Origin of the sequence: Parabacteroides sp. An277 (genome assembly GCF_002159645.1) — a bacterium.
Taxonomy (GTDB): domain Bacteria; phylum Bacteroidota; class Bacteroidia; order Bacteroidales; family Tannerellaceae; genus Parabacteroides.
In genome coordinates, this window is the sequence record NZ_NFJB01000011.1 from 33988 (window position 1) to 55503 (window position 21516).

14 protein-coding genes and 1 pseudogene are annotated in these 21516 nt (G+C 49.4%); 8 read left to right on the plus strand and 7 right to left on the minus strand.

What is annotated here, in order from left to right; all coding sequences use genetic code 11:
* The first annotated feature begins 5 nt into the window (after positions 1-5).
* Together fabG and B5F77_RS06000 are read left to right on the plus strand one after the other, a co-directional pair.
* Positions 6-752, plus strand: coding sequence for a 3-oxoacyl-[acyl-carrier-protein] reductase (gene fabG, locus B5F77_RS05995; protein WP_087328973.1), 747 nt, complete (start codon positions 6-8; stop codon positions 750-752).
* A gap of 4 nt (positions 753-756) precedes the next feature.
* Positions 757-1431 carry an RluA family pseudouridine synthase gene (locus B5F77_RS06000; protein ID WP_087328975.1) on the plus strand — a complete coding sequence of 225 codons (675 nt, stop codon included), beginning with the start codon at positions 757-759 and terminating at the stop codon, positions 1429-1431.
* A 115-nt stretch (positions 1432-1546) separates the two neighbouring features.
* On the opposite strand, the gene thrC is transcribed toward B5F77_RS06000, so the two are convergent.
* From thrC to thrA, 3 genes are all read right to left on the minus strand, one after another.
* Positions 1547-2842, minus strand: a complete 1296-nt coding sequence (gene thrC, locus B5F77_RS06005) for a threonine synthase (RefSeq protein ID WP_087328977.1) — start codon at positions 2840-2842, stop codon at positions 1547-1549.
* Positions 2839-4044, minus strand: coding sequence for a cofactor-independent phosphoglycerate mutase (locus tag B5F77_RS06010; RefSeq protein ID WP_087329069.1), 1206 nt, complete (start codon positions 4042-4044; stop codon positions 2839-2841). Before B5F77_RS06010 ends, thrC begins: the two co-directional genes overlap by 4 nt.
* A gap of 256 nt (positions 4045-4300) precedes the next feature.
* A complete protein-coding gene (gene thrA / locus B5F77_RS06015; RefSeq protein WP_087328979.1) occupies positions 4301-6745 on the minus strand; it encodes a bifunctional aspartate kinase/homoserine dehydrogenase I in 2445 nt (814 codons plus the stop codon).
* A 423-nt stretch (positions 6746-7168) separates the two neighbouring features.
* On the opposite strand from thrA, the gene B5F77_RS06020 reads away from it, so the two are divergent.
* From B5F77_RS06020 to ispE, 3 genes and pseudogenes are all read left to right on the plus strand, one after another.
* On the plus strand, positions 7169-8326 hold the full coding sequence (locus tag B5F77_RS06020; protein WP_087328981.1) for an acyltransferase: 1158 nt from the start codon (positions 7169-7171) through the stop codon (positions 8324-8326).
* A 92-nt stretch (positions 8327-8418) separates the two neighbouring features.
* Positions 8419-10928, plus strand: a pseudogene (locus B5F77_RS06025) (beta-N-acetylglucosaminidase domain-containing protein).
* Positions 10929-11097: 169 nt separating this feature from the next.
* Positions 11098-11907 carry a 4-(cytidine 5'-diphospho)-2-C-methyl-D-erythritol kinase gene (gene ispE, locus B5F77_RS06030; RefSeq protein ID WP_087328983.1) on the plus strand — a complete coding sequence of 270 codons (810 nt, stop codon included), beginning with the start codon at positions 11098-11100 and terminating at the stop codon, positions 11905-11907.
* On the opposite strand, the gene B5F77_RS06035 is transcribed toward ispE, so the two are convergent.
* The 4 genes from B5F77_RS06035 to B5F77_RS06050 form a co-directional block, all read right to left on the minus strand.
* Positions 11904-14030: a tetratricopeptide repeat protein gene (locus B5F77_RS06035; protein WP_204244951.1), complete on the minus strand. Its 2127-nt coding sequence runs from the start codon at positions 14028-14030 to the stop codon at positions 11904-11906. The genes ispE and B5F77_RS06035 overlap by 4 nt on opposite strands.
* A gap of 101 nt (positions 14031-14131) precedes the next feature.
* A complete protein-coding gene (locus tag B5F77_RS06040; RefSeq protein ID WP_087328984.1) occupies positions 14132-16141 on the minus strand; it encodes a sialate O-acetylesterase in 2010 nt (669 codons plus the stop codon).
* A 100-nt stretch (positions 16142-16241) separates the two neighbouring features.
* Positions 16242-16637, minus strand: a complete 396-nt coding sequence (locus B5F77_RS06045; RefSeq protein ID WP_087328986.1) for a HEPN domain-containing protein — start codon at positions 16635-16637, stop codon at positions 16242-16244.
* Entirely contained in the window at positions 16634-16942 is a 309-nt protein-coding gene (locus B5F77_RS06050) for a nucleotidyltransferase domain-containing protein (RefSeq protein WP_087328988.1), read from the minus strand. Before B5F77_RS06050 ends, B5F77_RS06045 begins: the two co-directional genes overlap by 4 nt.
* 490 nt (positions 16943-17432) lie before the next feature.
* On the opposite strand from B5F77_RS06050, the gene B5F77_RS06055 reads away from it, so the two are divergent.
* The 3 genes from B5F77_RS06055 to yihA are packed head-to-tail and all read left to right on the plus strand — an operon-like array spanning position 17433 to position 21499.
* Entirely contained in the window at positions 17433-19427 is a 1995-nt protein-coding gene (locus B5F77_RS06055; protein ID WP_087328990.1) for an oligopeptide transporter, OPT family, read from the plus strand.
* 3 nt (positions 19428-19430) lie between these two features.
* A complete protein-coding gene (locus tag B5F77_RS06060; RefSeq protein ID WP_087328992.1) occupies positions 19431-20900 on the plus strand; it encodes a sodium:solute symporter in 1470 nt (489 codons plus the stop codon).
* A complete protein-coding gene (gene yihA / locus B5F77_RS06065) occupies positions 20897-21499 on the plus strand; it encodes a ribosome biogenesis GTP-binding protein YihA/YsxC (RefSeq protein WP_087328994.1) in 603 nt (200 codons plus the stop codon). The genes B5F77_RS06060 and yihA overlap by 4 nt, the downstream gene beginning before the upstream one ends.
* Positions 21500-21516 lie beyond the last annotated feature (17 nt).

Below are 21516 nucleotides of genomic sequence, written 5' to 3' on the forward strand. Positions count from 1 at the left end.
AAAAGATGAAATTATTGGAAGGTAAAGTCGCCCTCATCACAGGTGCGGCACGAGGCATCGGAAAAGCGGTTGCCTTGAAATTTGCTTCGGAAGGAGCTAACATTGCATTCACCGATTTAGTTATTGATGAAAATGGTCTTGCTACTCAACAGGAATTGGAAGCTTTAGGTGTAAAGGCGAAAGGATATGCTTCGAATGCGGCTAACTTTGAAGAAACACATAACGTAGTAGCAGAAATCGTCAAAGATTTCGGACGCATCGACGTGTTGGTCAACAACGCCGGCATCACCAAAGATGGTCTCATGATGCGCATGAGCGAAGGCCAATGGGATGCTGTGTTGAACGTTAATCTGAAATCAGCATTCAATTTCATCCACGCCTGCACTCCTATCATGATGAAACAGCGTGCCGGAAGCATTATCAATATGGCTTCTGTTGTAGGCGTACATGGCAACGCCGGACAATGTAACTATTCTGCGTCGAAAGCAGGTATGATTGGCTTGGCTAAATCCATTGCACAAGAATTGGGTTCACGCGGTATTCGTGCCAATGCGATTGCTCCGGGATTCATCATTACCGATATGACGGCTGCCCTGCCTGAAAACGTCCGCGAGGAATGGTGTAAGAAGATTCCGCTTCGCCGTGGCGGTACACCTGAAGATGTAGCCAACATCGCGTTGTTCTTGGCATCAGACCTTTCTGCTTACGTATCGGGACAAGTTATCCAAGTGGATGGCGGAATGAACATGTAATATCATGGAAGTGCTATATGAGGATAATCACCTCATCGCGGTTAATAAAACGTGTCGCGAAATTGTCCAAGGAGATAAAACAGGAGACGAACCTCTCTCTGAAACGCTCAAGAGATGGCTCAAAGAGAAATATGCCAAACCAGGAAATGTGTTCTTAGGTGTAGCGCATCGTTTGGACCGTCCCGTAAGCGGTGTGGTTCTTTTCGCGAAAACGAGCAAAGCGTTAGCTCGGTTAAATGAAATGTTCCGCAACGGAGGGGTTAAGAAAACGTATTGGGCAATCGTACACGAACGTCCGCCCCGCGAGGAGGATAAACTCACGCACTGGCTCGTCCGAAACGAGGCAAAAAACAAAAGTTTCGCATACGATTCGGAACGTCCAGGCGCTAAAAAAGCTATTTTGCATTATCGCGTAATAGCACGTTCCGATAATTATTATTTGTTGGAAATTGACCTCCAAACCGGACGACATCATCAGATTCGTTGCCAGTTGGCTAAGATAGGATGCCCCATTAAGGGCGATTTGAAATATGGCGCGCGGCGCTCGAATCCGGACGGAGGCATCAGCTTGCATGCCCGTAGCGCAGCGTTCATTCATCCGGTCTCCAAACAGCCGATAGAAATTGTCGCACCTGTTCCGGACGATAATTTGTGGCATGCGCTTTCAGCCCGTATGTAAGGTCATTCTGAAAGAAAATTTGTTGTACATTGTATTAGGTACGGATGGTAAAGATTCTCATCGAATCGCGCATCCGTACCATTTTTATGATGTAAAAGGACAAAATAGAAATTCCCTATGCCAAGAGGTATTGCTTGAAGCAATCGAAATCGTTGGGAAGGGCAATGCTTTGTTTCTCGCCTTGCATAAATGCCTGCAACTTGTCGGGGATAGGAATTTCACGGTCTAAAATGGCGTCGACGGTCTCTTTGAACTTGGCTGGATGTGCCGTCTCGAGGAACACGCCATGTTCCTTATCGGTCAACGAATCGCAGAGCGCCTGATAACCACAGGCTCCGTGCGGGTCGAGTACGTAACCCGTCTCGTCGAACGTGCGACGAATCGTGTCGGCAATCTCTTCATCCGTATAATGCGCTCCGGAAATATGCCGCGTGATTTCAGCATGGTCGTGCTGGTAAAGGTCGAGAATGCGGGCAAAATTACTCGGCGCGCCTACGTCCATTGCATTGGCTATCGTGCGGACCGAAGGACGAGGTTCATACTTTCCGCTCCGTAAGTACTCGAAGAAAACATCATTCCGGTTGTTCGCCGCAATAAAACGTTTAACGGGCAATCCCATTTCTGCTGCAAATAGACCCGCCGTCAGGTTTCCCAGATTGCCGCTCGGAACGCATACAACCCACTCGTCGGCGACACCTCGAGCTGCCATTTGCGCATAGGCATTAAAATAGTAGAAGGACTGCGGGAGGAAACGCGCCACGTTGATGGAATTGGCCGACGTGAGGCGGAGCTTGGCATTTAAGGTTTCGTCGAGAAAGGCCGCCTTCACGAGCGCCTGGCAATCGTCGAACGTGCCGTCTACTTCGAGCGCCGTAATGTTTTGTCCTAAGGTCGCAAACTGGCATTCTTGAATGGGACTCACCTTCCCTTTTGGATAAAGCACATGCACTTGGATGCCCTCCACACCCAGAAAACCATTTGCTACAGCGCTGCCCGTATCGCCCGATGTGGCTACAAGCACATGCACGGGTTCTGCACTATCACGTAGGAAATGACGCAGCAACCGCGCCATGAAACGTGCTCCTACGTCTTTGAACGCCAGCGTCGGACCATGGAACAGTTCGAGGCTGTAGCGATTCCTGTCGACAGGCACTACGGGTGTCTCGAACGAAAGGGTATCGCGCACGATATTTTCCAAGGTTTCCTTTTCGATGTCCTCTCCAAAGAACGCATCCGCTACGATACAAGCAATATCGGCAAACGGCATTCCCGGCATCTGGCGAATGACATCCGCCTCGATGCGACGGATATGTTCCGGCATATACAATCCCTTGTCGCCCGCTAATCCTTTGATGACGGCTTCGCGGAGGGAAGCCAGCGGAACTTGTTTATTCGTACTGTAATATTTCATCGCAGTAATTCTTTTATAAATTGATTCTTTTCTAAAAGCGGATAACGCCCGGCACGGACGGAAATTTCGTCGAAACGGGTTACCGCATCCGGCTCCATGCCTGGCTTATATATCAAGAAGGGGACTGGCTCGGCCGTATGCGTCCGAATCGCACAGGGCGTCGGATGGTCGGGTAGCACGGCTATCGCCACGGGTTCGTTCCACGTGCGGAGCGCCTCGACGACAGGCCCCACGATGCGGCTGTCGAGGTTCTCGATGGTGCGGACTTTCAGTTGGACATCTCCTTCGTGCCCTGCTTCATCGCTCGCCTCGACGTGCAAATAGACGAAATCGTCCGTTCGTAACGCCTCCAGCGCGGCAGCGGCTTTCCCTTCGTAGTTTGTGTCGTACAATCCGGTCGCACCCTCCACTTCGATGACTTTCAATCCCGCATAAACGCCGATGCCGCGAATGAGGTCGACAGCGGAAATCACCGAACCTCGCCCAATGCCATACAGCTCGTGCAGGGTTTGCATCGCCGGACGCTCGCCAGGCGACCAGGGCCAGATGCTATTGGCCATGTCTTTTCCTTCCCGCGCCCGTTTTTGGTTGACGGGATGCGCCGGCAGGATTTCCTGCGAACGAAGTATCAACTCATTCAGGAAGGCGGCTGTCTCTTCGGCTTCCGGCCGCTCGGCGCGCACCAGATAAGGCGCGAAGGGCTGGAGGGGAATGTCGTGCGGCGGCGTGCAAAGCAGATGCTTGTCTCCCCGCTTCAGCACCAACAGATGGCGATACGACACACCGGGATAGAACTTCACCCGGTCGGAACCGAGCCGTTCGTCGAGATACGCCATCAGTTCCTCGGCCTCGCCCGTCGTGATATGCCCCGCCGAATGGTTCTTCAGCAAATCCCCTTCCACGCAGACGAGGTTGCAACGCATCGCGATTTCGCCCGGCTGCAAATCTACGTTCATGCTCGCCGCCTCCAAGACGCCGCGCCCCTCGTAGACGGTCGGCAAGTCGTAGCCCAGGACGGACATGTTCGCCACCTCGCTTCCCGGATGAAATCCATCGGCTACGGTCTTCAGCCGCCCGGTGACGCCTGCCGCCGCCAGCCGGTCCATGTGGGGCGTGCGGGCGTATTGCAACGGCGTTTGGCCTCCCAGTTCGGCAATCGGCTCGTCCGCCATGCCATCTCCCAAAATGATTAAAGTCTTCATGATACTTTTCCTTTTATATAAAACAATGTTCAAATCTTTCTGCAAACGTGCCCACGACGTGGGGAAGAAATCAGAGCACTCTGCAAACGTGCCCACGACGTGGGGAAGAAATCAGAGCACTCTGCAAACGTGCCCACGACGTGGGGAAGAAATCGGAGCACTCTGCAAACGTGCCCACGACGTGGGGAAGAAATCGGAGCACTCTGCAAACGTGCCCACGACGTGGGGAAGAAATCGGAGCGCTCTGCAAGCATTCCTACCGGATATTCGCAATCGAAATGATGTCGGCAAAGACACCTGCTGCCGTCACATCGGCTCCTGCGCCGTATCCCTGGATAATCATGGGATATTCGTGGTAGCGTTCCGTCGATATCATGATGATATTGTTGCTGCCCTCCAGCTCGTAGAAGGGATGGTGGCTCGTGACCTCTTCCAACCCGACTTCGCACTTCCCGTTCTCCATGCGCGCCACGAAGCGCAACCGTTTGCCCTCGGCATCCAGCTGTTTGCGACGTGCTTCAAACGCGGCATCCATCTGCGGAATATCCCGCCAGAAATCCTCCAGCGAACCCTGGAAATAGGTATCGGGGACGAACAGGTTCTTCTCCACGTCGGTTTGTTCTACCCGATAGCCTGCTTCGCGCGTCAAGATAACCAGCTTACGCACGACGTCCTTGCCGCTCAGGTCAATGCGCGGGTCGGGCTCAGCGTATCCTGCCTCCATCGCCATCCGAATCGCTTGGCTGAAAGGCACCTCCGCGCTGATGGTATTGAAGATATAATTGAGCGTGCCCGAAAGGACAGCTTCGAGCTTGAGGATATGGTCTCCGCTATTGATGAGGTCGTTCATCGTATTGATAATCGGCAGCCCCGCGCCTACATTCGTCTCGAAAAGGAACTTGATGTCGCGATGGCGGGCCGTCTCTTTCAGTTGGATATAATTCTCGTAAGAAGAAGAAGCCGCCTCTTTGTTGGCCGCCACGACGGAGACGTTCCCGTTGAGCAACCGGCTATACAGCGCGGCGATATCGGGACTGGCCGTACAATCCACGAAGACGGAGTTGAAGATATTCATCGTCAGGATGGCGTCGCACAACGACTGGGGTGTGCTATCCTCCCCTTTCGTCATCAACTCTTCCCGATAGTTATCCAAGCAGATGCCATCGCGGTTGAAAATCGCCTTCTTCGAATTGGCAATGCCGACGATATTCAGCTTCAATCCATTCTGCTCGATGAGGTTGGGCTGCTGCAACCGAATCTGCTCCAAGAGATTCCCTCCTACCGTACCGATACCTACGACAAAAAGGTTCAGTACTTTGTATTCGGAAAGGAAAAACGAATCGTGGATGGAGTTCAACGCCTTGCGCAGGTATTTCAGCTTGATGACGAAGGAGATGTTCGTCTCGGAAGCTCCTTGCGCACAAGCTATCACGCTGATACCCGCACGCCCCAACGTACCGAAGAGCTTGCCTGCGATACCCGGCGTACGCTTCATGTGCTCGCCCACGATAGCCACGGTAGCCAAATCCTTCTCGGCTACGGTATCGTTCATATCGCCCTGCGCGCGTTCGGCTGCAAACTCCTCGTCGAGCACCTTCACGGCTAAGTCTGCATCCGCGTTCTTTACGGCGAAAGTGGTATTATTCTCGGAGCTGGCTTGCGATACCATGAAGACGCTGATGCCATTCTTCGCCAACGTCTTGAAGATACGGTAATTCACCCCAATGACACCCACCATACCCAAACCTTGCACGGTAATGAGGCACGTATCGTTGATGGAAGAGATACCCTTGATAAGCCCCTTCCCTACCGTTGCCTTCTCTTTGGCACGCGAAATGTAAGTACCTCGCGCACTGGGGTTGAACGTATTGCGAATGCGTATCGGAATGTTTTTATGGTAAACGGGATAAATCGTAGGCGGATAGATAACTTTCGCTCCGAAATTACAAAGCTCCATCGCCTCGGTAAAGCTCAGTCGGTCGATGACGTAAGCGGAATTAATCACGCGCGGGTCAGCCGTCATGAAGCCATCCACGTCTGTCCATATCTCGAGGATGGAAGCATCGAGCGCAGTCGCCAAGATAGATGCCGTATAATCCGAGCCACCACGCCCCAGGTTCGTTACCTCCCCATTGTCGCGGCTTGTCGAAATAAAGCCCGGTACCAACGAGACTTTGGGAAGCGGGTTGAACGTCTCGCGAATCAATCGGTTCGTTTGTTCGAAATCCACCACGTGTTTGTTGAACTGCTTCACCGTCTTGATGAATTTGCGCGAATCAAAAAGCTGCGCATCCCGAATCACATGCGAAACGATAAGCGACGAAAGACGTTCGCCATAGCTGACGATAGCGTCTGACGTCTTACATGACAAGTCGTTGATTAAGAATACCCCCCGAAGGATATTCCCCAACTCGTCGAGGAGGTTCATCGCCCGAATCTGTACGCTCCGACGTACTTCCGCATCGGGAATCACCCCTTCGATGACATCCAAATGACGCGAGACGATACCCGAAAATTCCTTCTCGTACGATACATCCCCTTGCGCCGCCAAGGCTGATGTCTGTAACAATTTGTCCGTAATGCCACCCAACGCTGAAACAACCACCACGACAGGCTCTTCCACCGCTTCTACTATCTTCTTTACACTTAAAATACTATCGATTGTGCCGACGGATGTCCCGCCAAACTTTAAAACTTTCATCTGTTTGATTTTCTATCTGTAGGTTATCTAACTAATATATATGTATCACGAAGCAGACACAACGCCCGTCTGCCAATGGAACAAAACGTTTGCACTTCCCCCCAAAAGGGGCATCAACGCCCAAGTGTAATATATGTTCAACGTTTGCATGGTCTTTCTTTTCTTTACATTCGTTTTCGGATGCAATATTACAAGATATTTTTAGAAAAAGCAAACTTTATTTTACGAAGATGCCTCTTTTCGCGCAAAAAGTGCCTATTTCAGAAGAAAAAATAGTTATAATCGCGCGGGATTCTCGTTAGAATCGCATCCGATTCTCGTTATATTTTGCCATAGGACAAAAATTTGCCGTCCGAAAATCCATACCTTTGCCCCGATAATCGAAAAACATAACACTTAATTCATCAAAAACACAGTTTTATCATGGGAAAAATTTCAGCAGCCGCATTTGCGGATACCAAGCCCCACTACGAGATTCTGGACGGATTGCGTGGCGTGGCAGCACTTTTAGTCGTGTTCTATCACATCTTCGAAGGACTTTCGTTTGCGGCAGGAGGAACACTTATTACCACTATCAACCACGGCTATTTGGCGGTGGATTTCTTCTTCATCCTCTCAGGGTTTGTCATTGGATATGCCTACGATGACCGTTTGGGCAAGACGATGACACTTGGGAATTTCTTCAAACGACGCCTTATCCGTTTGCATCCGATGATAGTGATGGGCGCGTTGCTGGGCGTTGTCTTCTACGTCTTGCAAGGATGCGTGAAGTGGGACGGCACGCACGTGTCGACTTCCTTGATTATGCTCGCTTTGCTCTGCGCGATGTTTTTCATTCCGGCTACGCCGGGTGCCAGTTACGACATTCGCGGCAATGGCGAGATGTTCTCTTTGAACGGTCCCAGTTGGTCACTCTTCTTCGAATACATTGGGAACCTATTGTATGCGATTTTCATCCATCGCCTTTCAAACAAGGCACTGACGGTATGGGTTTTCCTGTTGGGCATCGCTTTGGCATGGTTTGCTTTGTTCGATGTCGCAGGATATGGGATGATAGGTGTGGGATGGACGCTCGACGGCGTGAACTTCTTGGGCGGTTCGCTTCGGATGCTCTTCCCCTTCTCGCTTGGCATCCTGCTTTCGCGAAACTTCAAACCTATTCAGGTGAGAGGCGCGTTTTGGATTTGCTCGTTGGTTTTATTGGTGCTCTTTTGCGTACCCTACATCGAGAGCGAGGGTATGATTAGCCTGAACGGTTTGTTTGAAACGGTGTGCATCCTCTTTATCTTCCCTGTATTGGTTTGGATTGGCGCATCAGGAAAAACAACAGACAAGCGCTCGACGCAGATATGCAAGTTTTCGGGTGATATTTCTTTCCCGCTCTATGCCGTACATTACCCCGTCATGTACCTGTTCTATGCTTGGTTGATTGAGCACAAGTACTATACGTTTGGCGAAATCTGGCCGATGGCTATCGTGGTATATTTCGGAAGCATCCTTTTGGCATACCTCTGTTTGAAAGGATATGACGAACCTGTAAGGCGATGGCTCACGCGGAAATTTTTACCAAAGAAGAAGTAAAATACAGCTTTTGTCATACAAAATCGCTATATTTGTCATGAATTATAAAAAACAAGCGTATGAAAAACAACAACCCATGGATTGCTTGGAGCATGGCTTTCGCTTTGATGTGCGGCACTTTGTCGGCACAAGAAGCTGATTTTGACTTGTCATCCCAACGGTCGGAAGCTCAAAACGTGTTGCCTGTACCAGGCAAGAAACTAAATCACGAGGGGATTATTGTAAATCCCACACCGCATCAAATGACGCTCGACAAGAGCCACCGCGTGGATATTTCAAGCGGCATCTCTTTACAAGACAAACAAAAGAAGTTCGCCCAGGATTTCGGCTTTACCACTCTTTCAGACAAAGGGGTGAAGCTCTCTATCGATTTTGGCACGAAGTTGGCCAAGAAGCAAGGCGTCAAAGAGGTGTCAGGTGCCTATGCATTTACGATAGATGAAAAGGGCATCCGTATCGTAGGGTACGACGAACGAGGAGCTTACTATGGTATCCAAACGTTGCGCCAACTGATAGAAAGCCCTGCCTTCAAGGACGGGAAGTTGCCATACGTTACCATCAACGATTATCCGGACTTGCCTTTCCGTGGCGTTGTCGAAGGATTTTATGGTACGCCTTGGAGCCATGAAGTGCGCATGTCGCTTATCGACTTTTATGGCAAATTCAAGATGAACACCTACCTGTATGGCCCGAAAGACGACCCTTACCATAGCAGTCCGAATTGGCGGTTGCCTTATCCGGAAGAGGAGGCGAAAAAGATTCGGGAATTGGTGTCACGTTGTCACGCGTCACGGGTGGATTTCGTATGGGCTATCCATCCAGGAAAAGATATTAAATGGAACGAAGAGGATTACCAGAACCTCGTGCATAAGTTCAACCTGATGTACGACTTGGGGGTTCGTTCGTTTGCTGTCTTTTTTGATGATATTTCAGGAGAAGGCACCAACCCTGAACGGCAAGTCGAGCTCCTCAACCGCCTGACGAAAGATTTCGTGCACAAGAAGGGAGATATTGCCTCGCTCACGGTTTGCCCTACGGATTATTCCAAACTTTGGGCGAACCCTACGCCTCAAGGTAGCTTGGCTATCTATGGCAATACGCTCGACAAATCGGTACAGGTGTTTTGGACGGGCGATGTCGTCTGCAGCGATTTAACGCGCGAGACGATGGAATGGCTCAACACGCGCATCCAACGCCCAGGGTATTATTGGTGGAACTTCCCTGTAACGGATTACGCACGGCATATCCTCATGCAAGGCCCGTCGTATGGTTTGGATACGACTTTGACGGCAAATGATTTGTGTGGTATCGTCTCCAACCCCATGGAGCATGGCGAGGCGTCGAAGCTCGCGCTGTATGGCGTAGCGGATTATGCGTGGAACGTCGCCTCTTATAATGCATTGGATAATTGGGAACGGGGCTTGGCTGAACTCATGCCTAACACCACCGAGGCATACCGCACGTTTGCTATCCATTCAGCGGATACGGAAACGGGTTACCGGCGCGACGAATCGTGGGAAACGACTACCTTCCGCCTGAAGGATTATACCGACGAAAAGGCAGACGCGCTTTTGGCTGAGTTTAAACGGGTGGCTGCTACCCCGCAGGCTATCGAGCAGGGATGCGAGAATAAGCTCCTTGTGCAGGAACTTCGTCCGTGGCTCGACGAGTTTGAAAAACTGGGGGTGCGTGGCGAACGGGCTATCGAACTGATGAAGCTCTATCGCACAGGTACCGACGAGGCTGCCTTTTGGGATAAATATACACAGAACCTGATGAGTGCCGACGCGCGCAAAGCCTACGAGGCGCACAAAATCGGCACCATGAAGCTCCAACCCTTCTACGAACGCGCCATGGATGATATGGCAGATGCCTTCTTGGAGAAGCTCTTGGGCAAGAAGCCGATGCTTTATAAGGGGATTGGCTCGTTTGCCAACTCCAGCTCTACGCTGACGAAGCTCATGTTCGACAACGATTCGACGACACACTACACCTCGGGGTTTGCCCAAAAGGAGGGCGATTGGATTGGTATCGATATGGGTAGCGTGCAGCCTGTGCGCGAAGTTTCTATCTTGCAAGGACGAAACTCGGTGGATGATGTGGATTACTTTGACCATGCGTGCCTCGAAGCCTCGGCAGATGGACGCACTTGGACAACGCTCCTCCCTGAATTGACGCGCCAATACGTCATCCATTGGAGCAGCGAAACGCCTGTCGACGCGCGCTACGTGCGTCTCCTTCGCCTCGATTCGGAGAAGAAGAATTATGCTGCCGTGCGTTCGTTCGACGTGAACCCACTCCACGAGTCGTCGTTGGGCGCACCTTGGGATATGCGGTATGCCTTCGACAAGCGTATCGATACCTCGTTTGCGCTCGATGGTACCCGCTCGTGGCTATCCCCGAAGGTACACGAGGCTATACGTTCCTGATGAACCAACCGACGGGAAAACTCATCCTGCGCGTGCTGAAAGCCGATGGTAGCGTGCTACAAGAAATTCCGCTCGATGCGCCTTACCGGCATATCGAAGTGGATGATGAAGCCTCCTCGCTCAGCCTCGAAGGAAAAGGTGAGTTCTTTGAGATTTTAACGATTCAAAAATGATTGTATTTTCAGATGAGGAGGAATGGCACACAGGATGACACCAGATGAGAGCGATTTTCACAGATTTTTCAGGGTGTAGCTTCGCTACAAAATATAAAAACTGTGGTTATCTTGTTAAATCGGCGTTGTTTGTGTGCTAAAAAAATACAAACTAAACAAACAACAACTTATGATTTGTTTCCCGAATGCAAAAATAAACTTAGGATTGCACATTACGCGCAAGCGGGAAGACGGATACCACGACATCGAGACGGTATTCTACCCTATCCCCCTTTGCGACGCGTTGGAAATAACCGAAGCCAGCGAGACGACGTTTCGCCAAACAGGCATAGCCATCGACGCACCGGCAGAGAAGAACCTCGTGATGTGCGCACTAGCCAAGTTGAAAGAACACCATCCCCTGCCTCCGCTCCACATCGAACTCCGCAAAGTAATACCCTTTGGCGCAGGATTGGGAGGAGGCTCGTCTGACGCCGCGCACATGCTCAAGCTCGTAAACGACTTTTGCCATTTGCAGCTTTCAGACGAGGAGTTGGAACGCATCGCCTCGTCGATAGGAGCCGATTGCGCTTTTTTCATTCGCAACGCGCCTGTGTTTGCTACAGGCATTGGCAACGTGTTCGCGCCTTTGAAGCTATCCCTCGCAGGATGGCATTTGGTATTGGTAAAGCCCGACGTATCAGTACCGACAGGGGAAGCCTATGCGCAAGTCTCGCCTCATGCACCTGCCGTTTCGCTTCCTGAGATAATCGCCCGCCCAGTGGAAACCTGGAAAGAAGCCATGACAAACGACTTCGAAGCGAGCGTATTGGCAAAGTATCCCCTTATCGGGCAGATAAAAGAAAAGCTCTACGCGCAGGGAGCCGTATACGCATCGATGTCAGGCTCAGGCTCGGCTGTCTACGGATTGTTTCGCGAAGCACCCGCCTTGCAGGATGCCTTCGAAGGCAGCTTCGTATGGCAAGCCCAGCTTCCTTAGTTCATCATGCGCTTGATGATACTGTAGGCATTGACGATACCCAGCTCACCCGCTTTCGAAAGGTCGGCAATGCCTCGGTTCGTATCCCCTTGCGAGAGGCGCGCCAAGCCTCGGTTGAAATAGGCTTCGGCAAACTCAGGGTCACGTTCGATAGCTTCCGTATAATCTTGGATAGCTGCCCGATAATCGCGCAAAGCGCAGCGCAAGTTCGCCCGGTTGAAATAGGCATAGACAAACTCAGGCGCAAGTTGGATGCACTTATCGTAATCGCGCGTGATAAGTTCGTGGTTGTACGCGCGCTCCTTATCTTCCACTTCCTGCAAGGCATTCGTAGCCGACAATGTGACAGGTGACGACGTGACACCCTTTTTCCCAAACGAAAAGGTCATCCCTCCTGCCGAAGGCATATCCAAAATCTCTGCCTTACGGTTCGAATCCTCATACTGCATTTGCTTGTAGCGCACGACAGCCCGATTGAAATAGGCAATCACAGCGTCAGACTGCAACTCGATGACTTTATCGTAATCCTTAATAGCCGCTGCAAAATCTTGCACAAGCATATAATCGATGGCACGCCCCAGGTAAGCATCTGCATCGTTCGGATTTTGTCCGATACGCGCTGAATAATCGTCAATCGACGCGAAATGAGTAGCCACCTGCCCCTCTGTCAGAGCTGCCTCGTCGTTCGTAATGAGGAGTTTCATCTTCAAGGCTTGCCGACGGTTGAAATCATCAATCAGCTTGCTGTAATAGAGTTGGCTCTTTACCTCGTCAGGTTTCTCGTAATAGGTCAGGATAAACTGAGGTTCCAAATCGACACGCACGTTACGGTCTTGTACCCTGCCACGTACTTCGTTCTGATACTTGCTTTTCCGCTCCTCCTCTTTATCATACACCACGAGGCGATTGAACTTATCGATATTCTTATCCGATTGCTCGCGCGTGTTCTCATCGTTCGACGCCTGGTTCTGCGAAGCATTTCCTTGGGAAGAAGCAGAGGAAGCCAACTGCTTGCCTGAAGCTCTATCCTTCTTGGCTTGCTCCTCTTTGCGGTATGCCGTCCAAATATCCTTGTCGGCTCCTGCTGCATCGCCTAACTTCTTTTTGGCTTCAGCCCGACTATAATAACCAGGGAGGAAATCAGGATATTCATTCAAGACAATGTCGAAATCGTTGATGGCACCCCCATAATCACCCGTCTCATAACGGAGCAACGCCCGATTATAGTACGCCATATAGTTGTCCGGTTCCAACTGCAAGACGACATCGAAATCCTCAATCGCCCGATTGTTATCCCCCACTTGGAAACGAAGCAACCCTCGATTGAAACGCGCAATGAGATTATCCTTATCCAAACCAATCACCTGGTCATAATCCGCCATCGCGCCACGCAAGTTATTCATCTGATAACGTACCAATCCCCGATTGATATAATAGCCATTCTCGCGCGGGTCAAGACGAATAGCCTCATTCAAATCCGCCAATGCCTTCTCGAAATCCTGCTGTTGATAATAGACAATCGCCCGATTCCCATAGGCAGGCGCATAATAAGCATCCAATTCGATAGCTTTATCGTAATCAGCCAACGCCTTTGCCGTATCCCCCTTTTCCAAATACATCGCACCGCGCGTAAGATAATTCATGGAATATTTAGGATAGGCTTTCATGAGGCGTTCGAACATCTTCTCTGCACCATCATAATCTTTCTTTTGGATATACGCCACGGCTTCGTTTACCATCATCGCCCTATCTTCGCGCTTAAACTCCAATCCTCTTTCGTAATCGGCAATTGCGCCATCATAGTCTTCCATGCTCTGCCGGGCAATACCTCGTGCGTAATAAGCCTGCGCAAGAAACGGATTCCGTTCGAGGCAAGCCGTACAATCTAATTCAGCACCTTTATAATCATCCAAATTAATCTTCGCCACCGCCCGAAAGAAATAGGGCTCAGCCAACCAAGGTTTCGAACGAATTACCTGGTTGAAATATTGAATAGAAAGCACATAGTCTTCAAAATATAAGGCATTGCGTCCAATCGCCAACACGCGGTCGGTATTGATTTGCGCCATAAGCGAGAGCGAGCAAAACTGCAACGCCAACCAAAATATCAACTTCTTCATCATTCGTCTGTTGTTCTCGTTAAAGTCTGCGACACTTTATTCGAGCCACAAAAGTAAGAAAATATTTTAGATGTGCGCCGCTTTCGCCCGCTCCTTTTTCTTTCTTAACGAATTGCCTTCAACGCATCGCGCCACATCTCGGCATGCAGCTCTTGCCCTGGCTCAGAGAAATGGATGCCATCTGCCCGTTGCCATACCTTATCCAACCTGTCTGTATCAGGGCCCAAGTAAATATCTTCATACTTGTCTGCCAATTGTTTTTGCGCCTGTCGGATGGTTTCGCTCTTCCCGTTATCTTCGTCCAAGCAATTAGGATGGTAGGAGACTTGGGCTATCACGATAGGCGCGTCGATACCTCGGCTTCGGAATACCTCCCGAATCGTCTCGAAGAGGCGAACATATTCCTCCGTAGAGGTATTCAGGATGTTGTCCGTCTCGCCTTGATGCCACAAGATATAATCTGGCTTGATGCCATCCTGCTTCATTTGCTCGACGGTACGAACCAACTTGCCATATAGCTCGTCACCTTTTGCCCAAGCACCTATACGCACGCCACCTACACCAATAGGAACGAGCGTCACTTGCTTCGCCATGCCTGCCTCTACGAGTTTATCTCCCACACGAGTCCAAACGCTTCCTCCTTCACCTGTAGCACCAATCAAGGGGTCAGAGGCGGGATAAAGCTTTCCTTCGAAATAGTTGTATTGCGTATGACGAGGCTGATAACGTCCTTGCCCATGATTCGCCGAATTGGATTGTCCGAAGGTAAAGAGCACCAAGCTATCGTCGGCTTTTTCCAACGGAAGCGAATCCTGCTCAGCCCAATCGCGCAACATCTCGATAGCCGTAAACAATACGCCTGCCTCGCCTCGAAACGTTCCCGAACCTTGAGGTTCTCCGCCAGGCGTATACCATTCGTAGAAACCCTTATTCACCAAGATGCGTTGCAACATGGGTTGAATCTCAGCATAAGCCTCTTCCACCAAACCATTCGCCACCAACGCTTGAATCATACGTCCGCCAAACCACGTCCAATCGCCTCCGTTCTGATAGCCATACGGATACATACTCACACCTTGAAACGAACCCGCAGGATAGGTAGGATACATCGTCACGCCAATGGTTTGTGCATGCGCTAAGCGTTGGTTCTCAAGCATCTTCTGATTGGCTACCTTTATCTCGTCTGCACTATGCAATCCGGCAAGGATGGCTATCGTCGTACCCCCTTGATAATAAATGCGGTTCTCATCCAATTTGGCTGAGAAAGGAGAACCATTCAAATAGATATGCGGGATATACTTCTCGTGCTCCTCGTCCCACAAATATTTTCGGATATTCGCTTTCAGCTCGTCGCGCACCTTTGTCCATCGAGCCTTCTTATTGGCGTCGTCTATCAATTCCAAATAATTATTGAGCGCAAGCACCATCATCGCATTATCGTAAATATCAATAGCGAGGTGCGTATTCTCGTCTATTTCCACACCCCAAGGATGCTCTGGTTGGACATCGCCCCAATCTGCCGTCGTAGCACCTATCAGCAATCCATATTGCGTGTTATACTTCTCGTTCATCAGGTATTCCAACGCCCATTCCATCCGTTCGAGTACCGTCTTGCCTGCCACCGTCGTTTGCAAATACGCCCGGTTTCCACTTCGCTTTACATATTTATAGATAGCTTGAATAAGGGATGTCTCATGGTCGGTTTCTACCGTATTCTTATGAGCGGCAAAACGTTTCTCTGTTTCCGAGAGGCGATACTTATATCCTCCCACATTATCCAAATCCGCCTTTCGAATATCGATGAATCCATCCACAATATCTCCCGTCTTTCCTTGGAAATGGAAAAAAGTATTGAGGTTTTCGCGAATAGCCTCGTCGGGCATCACCTCCATCGCCAATTCGATAAAGGTATTATAATCGCGAATCCACACTTCGCCATACCCATCACCTGCATTAAAGCCACCCGCTACTACTTCGCGCGCCATCTCTTCGACTTGCGCCATCTTCGCATCGTCTAATATCTGTTTCCGAAGCAAGTGCTCGTCTTCGGCCATCACCCATAAAGGCATGAACGTCAATACGCCCAAGCCCAACCATTTACCCATTTTGTTCATTTCTTTCGTTGTTTTTTGATTATATGTGAAGCAAAGGTAATTCGAAATCTCCAACCCACGCATACACTTTCCTCCGAATGGCTTGGACTTTCTTATGGTTTTAAGGCAACATTATCAATTTCTCCAAATCTGCAATAAAATCAACAGCTTGAGGATATAATTCCTTTACTTTTTCTTCATCCATTCTAATAAAATCATCATAATCTCCCGTTTGTCGATAATCATACAGAATAGAAAAGAAACGGGCTTTCTCTCTCGACACCAATCCCTTCAACACAAACTCTTTTCCAAATGCTTGTCGAACACCTGCATGTGTTTTTAGTTGAACGCCTGCTTGGAGCAATAAAGCTGCTACCATATAGTAACAAGCATAATACATCCGATTTGTAGCCGTATTCCAAAAACCATTATTAATATGAACTGGAACTTCGGCTAATGTAGCCTTTGCATTTTGAACGCGTAAAGCAACCAAATCTATTCTTTCTCCTTCCGTCATAACACAATCCCCTCGCGCATTACGTTTTCATAAAAAGGAGTAGGATGCTTTTCCCATTGCGCTTTGCTAAAGATATGCGGACTAATTATCACGCCCGTATCAAATTCTATATCGTACAACGGGTAAGCTATCGCCTGCTCTTCTTTCAACGAAATGGCATCCTTGTCCAACAATATCAACAAATCGATATCGCTATCCGGACGTGCTTCTCCCCGCGCTTCGCTACCATAAAGAATAGCGTATGCATTAGGGGCTACACGATGTAGTGTTTCCCGTATCCGATTGATTATATCCGTACGCCTCATTGCCCAAATCCGTTTTCCTGTATGACTACAAAGATATAATAGAAAAAAGAGAAATGCAATAAGAGTCGTTCGAATTTTTGGAAAGAACCACAAAAAGATGCGGAATAATAAGCACTATTAAGCTTATCACCCCGCACCAAAACATCTTTCAAAAGTCAAACTTTAGCCAAATTGGTTACAAATCTTGTTATTATCCATAATATAATTTATTTTTCCTTATCCCCTTATCCAAACTTAAAACAAACCGGAAAAACTTTGCAAGACAGTTATATTTTTTCTAAATATCGTCGATGTTTACACAAATATCGTCGATATTTGTATATCTTTAGGCTAAAGATACAGAAACATCGTCGATACGCGAAAGAAAGATAACGGGAAAAGGAAGTTTATCTATAGGGCATTTTGCTTTTTGTTCCCTATTTTTTCGTACTTTTGCAGCTAAAAGAAACAAAAAACAGAATTAATCGTTCAAAAAGTACATCGAAAGGAAATGGAAGAGAACAAAGAGAAAATGTCCGGATTGCCTGAGAATGCATATCGGGAATTGAAGGAAGGAGAAGAGTATCGCCCTATCATGCAGGCGGATAAGAAGTATCGGGAGGTAACGCCCTGGTCGGTTTGTTGGGGATTAGTCATGGCCGTCATCTTCAGTGCTGCAGCGGCTTATTTGGGATTGAAAGTCGGACAAGTGTTTGAAGCAGCTATCCCGATTGCGATTATCGCCGTAGGGCTTTCGAGCGGTTTCAAACGTCGGAACGCCTTGGGCGAGAATGTGATTATCCAATCCATAGGAGCCAGTAGCGGCGTGATTGTGGCAGGTGCCATCTTCACGCTTCCTGCGCTTTACATCCTGCAAGACAAGTATCCAGAGATTACGGTGAACTTCCTCGAAGTATTCCTCAGTTCGCTCCTCGGAGGCGTGTTGGGCATTTTGCTCTTGATACCTTTCCGCAAGTATTTCGTCTCAGACATGCACGGGAAATACCCCTTCCCCGAAGCAACCGCTACCACGCAAGTGCTCGTCTCGGGCGAAAAAGGTGGAAGCCAAGCGAAACCCTTGATATTCGCAGGCTTGATTGGCGGATTATACGACTTCATCATCGCTACGTTCGGCTGGTGGAGCGAAACGATTAGTACCACTATCGTAGGTGCAGGCGAAGCCTTAGCCGAGAAAGCCAAATTAGTCATGAAGGTAAACACGGGTGCTGCCGTGTTAGGATTGGGTTACATCGTCGGATTGAAGTATTCAGCCATCATTTGCGCAGGTTCGTTTTTGGTTTGGTTAGTCATCATCCCGTTGATGTCTGCCTTCTTTGGAGACGAAGTATTGAAATTTGGAAATGATGCCATCACCGCCACTGTAGGAAGCATGAGCGCGGAAGAGATATTCACCTCCTATGCCCGCCATATCGGTATCGGCGGTATTGCCACGGCAGGTGTGATTGGCATCGTGAAGTCGTGGAGCATTATCCGAGGCGCGGTCGGGTTGGCAGCCAAAGAATTGAAGGGCAAAAGCACAGGAGCGAACGTCGAAGTAAAACGTACCCAACGGGACTTGTCGATGAAAGTCATTGCCATCGGTGTCATCGTGACGTTAATCATCTCGTTACTTTTCTTCCAATTCGGATTGCTGGATAATTGGTTTTACGCCATCATAGGGTTGCTGTTGGTAGGCATCATCGCATTCTTGTTTACCACCGTAGCAGCCAACGCCATCGCCATCGTAGGGACGAACCCCGTATCAGGCATGACACTCATGACGCTTATCCTTGCCTCCATCATCCTCGTGGCTTGCGGTTTGAACGGTCCTGCGGGAATGGTATCTTCTTTGATTATTGGAGGTGTCGTCTGTACAGCACTTTCCATGGCCGGAGGCTTTATCACCGACTTGAAGATTGGCTATTGGCTTGGCAGTACGCCTGTGAAACAGGAATCGTGGAAGTTCCTCGGCACGCTTGTATCAGCAGCGACCGTAGGCGGCGTCATCTTGATATTGAACCAAACGTATGGATTCACAAGCGGGCAATTGGCAGCTCCGCAAGCCAACGCGATGGCAGCCGTGATTGAACCCTTAATGAGCGGTTCGGGTGCACCTTGGATTCTTTATTTGATAGGAGCTATCATCGCCATTGCGCTCAACTTTGCCGGGATTCCTGCCTTGGCGTTTGCCTTGGGTATGTTCATTCCGATTGAATTGAATACCCCGCTGCTTATCGGAGGTGCCATCAATTGGTACGTCAGTACGCGAAGCCAAGACAAGGAACTGAATACGGCTCGTGTGGAACGAGGTACCTTGCTCTCGTCGGGATTCATTGCCGGAGGCGCATTAATGGGCGTAGTGAGTGCCGCACTTCGTTTTGCCGGAGTAGATATGTTTAATGCCGAATGGGCAAGCGGGCAAATGGCAGAAGTGCTGGGCATTGTGATGTACGTGCTGCTCATCGGATACCTCATCTATAGTTCCTTGCAAGCCAAGAAATCCTAACCCATGAACAGTTATATCATCCTGCTCATCATCGTACTCTATTTCGGCGTCTTGCTGGGTGTAGCTTGGCTCACAGGGCGCGGGAATACGGGCAACGAGGCCTTTTTCTTGGGGAACAGGCAATCCCCGTGGTATATCGTTTCCATTGGGATGATTGGGACATCGCTCTCGGGCGTCACGTTCGTGTCTGTCCCCGGCATGGTGCGGAGCATGGATATGACTTACATGCAAACCGTATTGGGTTTCTTTGTGGGATATGTACTCATTGCGCATGTCCTGCTTCCTTTATATTATAGGCTGCAACTCACCTCCATTTATACCTATTTGGAGAAACGCATCGGAAGGAATAGCTACAAGACAGGTGCTTCGTTCTTTCTACTCTCGAAGATTATCGGGGCGGCGGCACGTCTCTATTTAGTGGTCTTGATATTGCAACATTATGTGTTCGATACGTGGAACATTCCCTTTTGGGTGACAGTTGTGTTGAGTATCTTCCTTGTTTGGCTTTATACGTTTCGAAGCGGGGTGAAGACCATCATTTGGACAGATACCTTGCAAGCCCTTTGTCTCGTGGCGATGCTGCTCGTCATTATCTGGCAAGTCAAAGATAAGTTGGGGGTAGATACCGCCGGCATGGTGCAAGTCTTGACAGAGAGCCCTCATTTCCGCCTCTTCGAATTTTCAGATTGGCATAGTACCCAGCACTTCGTCAAGCAATTCTTTAGCGGGATATTTATTACCATCGTCATGACAGGATTAGACCAGGATATGATGCAGAAAAACCTCTCGTGCCGGAACCTTCGCGAAGCTCAGAAGAACATGTACACCTATGGCTTTGCTTTCACTCCTGTGAACTTTCTCTTCCTCTCGCTCGGCGTACTTTTGCTGGCGATGGCAGAGCAGGAACATATCGCGCTTCCCGCTTTGAGCGACGACATCCTACCGATGTTTTGTACCTCCGGTATCTTGGGTAACAGTATGCTGATATTCTTTACCATCGGCATCATTGCAGCGGCATTTAGCAGTGCCGACTCTGCTCTGACGGCTCTTACCACCTCTTTTTGCGTCGATATTTTAGGGATAGAAAAAGCTCATGCGGGAGAAGCCAAACGGACACGCCTCTGGGTACATTTCCTTATCTCCGTCCTCTTCGCCCTCATCATCATCATCATCAAAGAGGTAAACAACCGGAGTGTGATTGATGCCATCTATATGATTGCCTCTTACACGTATGGCCCGCTTTTAGGACTTTTTGCATTCGGACTTTTTACCCGAAAGCATCCAAAAGACAAATATGTTCCGTATATTTGCATCGCCTCTCCTGCCATTTGCTTTTTGGCAAGCTACGTAGCAGAGCATCACGCGGGATATGTCTTCGGATACGAGCTGTTGATGCTCAACGGAGCTATCACATTCGCAGGGCTTTGGCTATTATCAACTCATAATAACATCCAAAAGATTCACACAACATGAACATTAAAAGCGCAGAATTTATCATCAGCAATACAGATGTACGAAAATGCCCCGAAGGGACACGTCCGGAATATGCCTTTATCGGGCGAAGCAATGTGGGGAAATCGTCCCTCATCAACATGCTTACGGGGCGGAAAGGATTGGCCATGACCTCTTCAAAACCGGGCAAGACGCTTCTTATCAACCATTTCCTCATTAACGACGAATGGTTTCTCGTGGATTTGCCCGGATACGGCTTCGCCCAGCGCGGAAAAGAACAACGCGAGCAACTTCGCACGTTAATAGAAAATTACACCTTCTACCGCGAGCAACTCACCTGCCTCTTCGTCTTGGTGGACTGCCGCCACGAACCGCAGAAGATAGATTTGGAATTCATGGAATGGCTGGGCGAGAACGGCATCCCTTTTGCTATCATCTTCACCAAGATAGACAAGATAAGCCGCGGGCGGCTAAACGAGCACGTCAAAATATATAAAGAACGGCTCCTCGAAACCTGGGAAGAGCTCCCGCCTATCTTCTACTCTTCGTCGGAAACGAAAGAGGGGCGCGAGGAAATTTTAGGCTATATCGACGAAATCAACCATAGTCTGGAGGAATGACCAGCTTGCGGGGAGCC

Excerpts from the sequence above, each read along its gene's own strand:
- B5F77_RS06040 (WP_087328984.1), bottom strand. The coding sequence starts at position 16,141 with ATGAACAAAATGGGTAAATGGTTGGGCTTGGGCGTATTGACGTTCATG.
- B5F77_RS06020 (WP_087328981.1), top strand. The coding sequence starts at position 7,169 with ATGGGAAAAATTTCAGCAGCCGCATTTGCGGATACCAAGCCCCACTAC.
- thrA (WP_087328979.1), bottom strand. The coding sequence starts at position 6,745 with ATGAAAGTTTTAAAGTTTGGCGGGACATCCGTCGGCACAATCGATAGT.
- thrC (WP_087328977.1), bottom strand. The coding sequence starts at position 2,842 with ATGAAATATTACAGTACGAATAAACAAGTTCCGCTGGCTTCCCTCCGC.
- B5F77_RS06045 (WP_087328986.1), bottom strand. The coding sequence starts at position 16,637 with ATGACGGAAGGAGAAAGAATAGATTTGGTTGCTTTACGCGTTCAAAAT.
- fabG (WP_087328973.1), top strand. The coding sequence starts at position 6 with ATGAAATTATTGGAAGGTAAAGTCGCCCTCATCACAGGTGCGGCACGA.
- B5F77_RS06055 (WP_087328990.1), top strand. The coding sequence starts at position 17,433 with ATGGAAGAGAACAAAGAGAAAATGTCCGGATTGCCTGAGAATGCATAT.
- B5F77_RS06060 (WP_087328992.1), top strand. The coding sequence starts at position 19,431 with ATGAACAGTTATATCATCCTGCTCATCATCGTACTCTATTTCGGCGTC.
- B5F77_RS06010 (WP_087329069.1), bottom strand. The coding sequence starts at position 4,044 with ATGAAGACTTTAATCATTTTGGGAGATGGCATGGCGGACGAGCCGATT.
- B5F77_RS06035 (WP_204244951.1), bottom strand. The coding sequence starts at position 14,030 with ATGATGAAGAAGTTGATATTTTGGTTGGCGTTGCAGTTTTGCTCGCTC.
- yihA (WP_087328994.1), top strand. The coding sequence starts at position 20,897 with ATGAACATTAAAAGCGCAGAATTTATCATCAGCAATACAGATGTACGA.
- ispE (WP_087328983.1), top strand. The coding sequence starts at position 11,098 with ATGATTTGTTTCCCGAATGCAAAAATAAACTTAGGATTGCACATTACG.
- B5F77_RS06050 (WP_087328988.1), bottom strand. The coding sequence starts at position 16,942 with ATGAGGCGTACGGATATAATCAATCGGATACGGGAAACACTACATCGT.
- B5F77_RS06000 (WP_087328975.1), top strand. The coding sequence starts at position 757 with ATGGAAGTGCTATATGAGGATAATCACCTCATCGCGGTTAATAAAACG.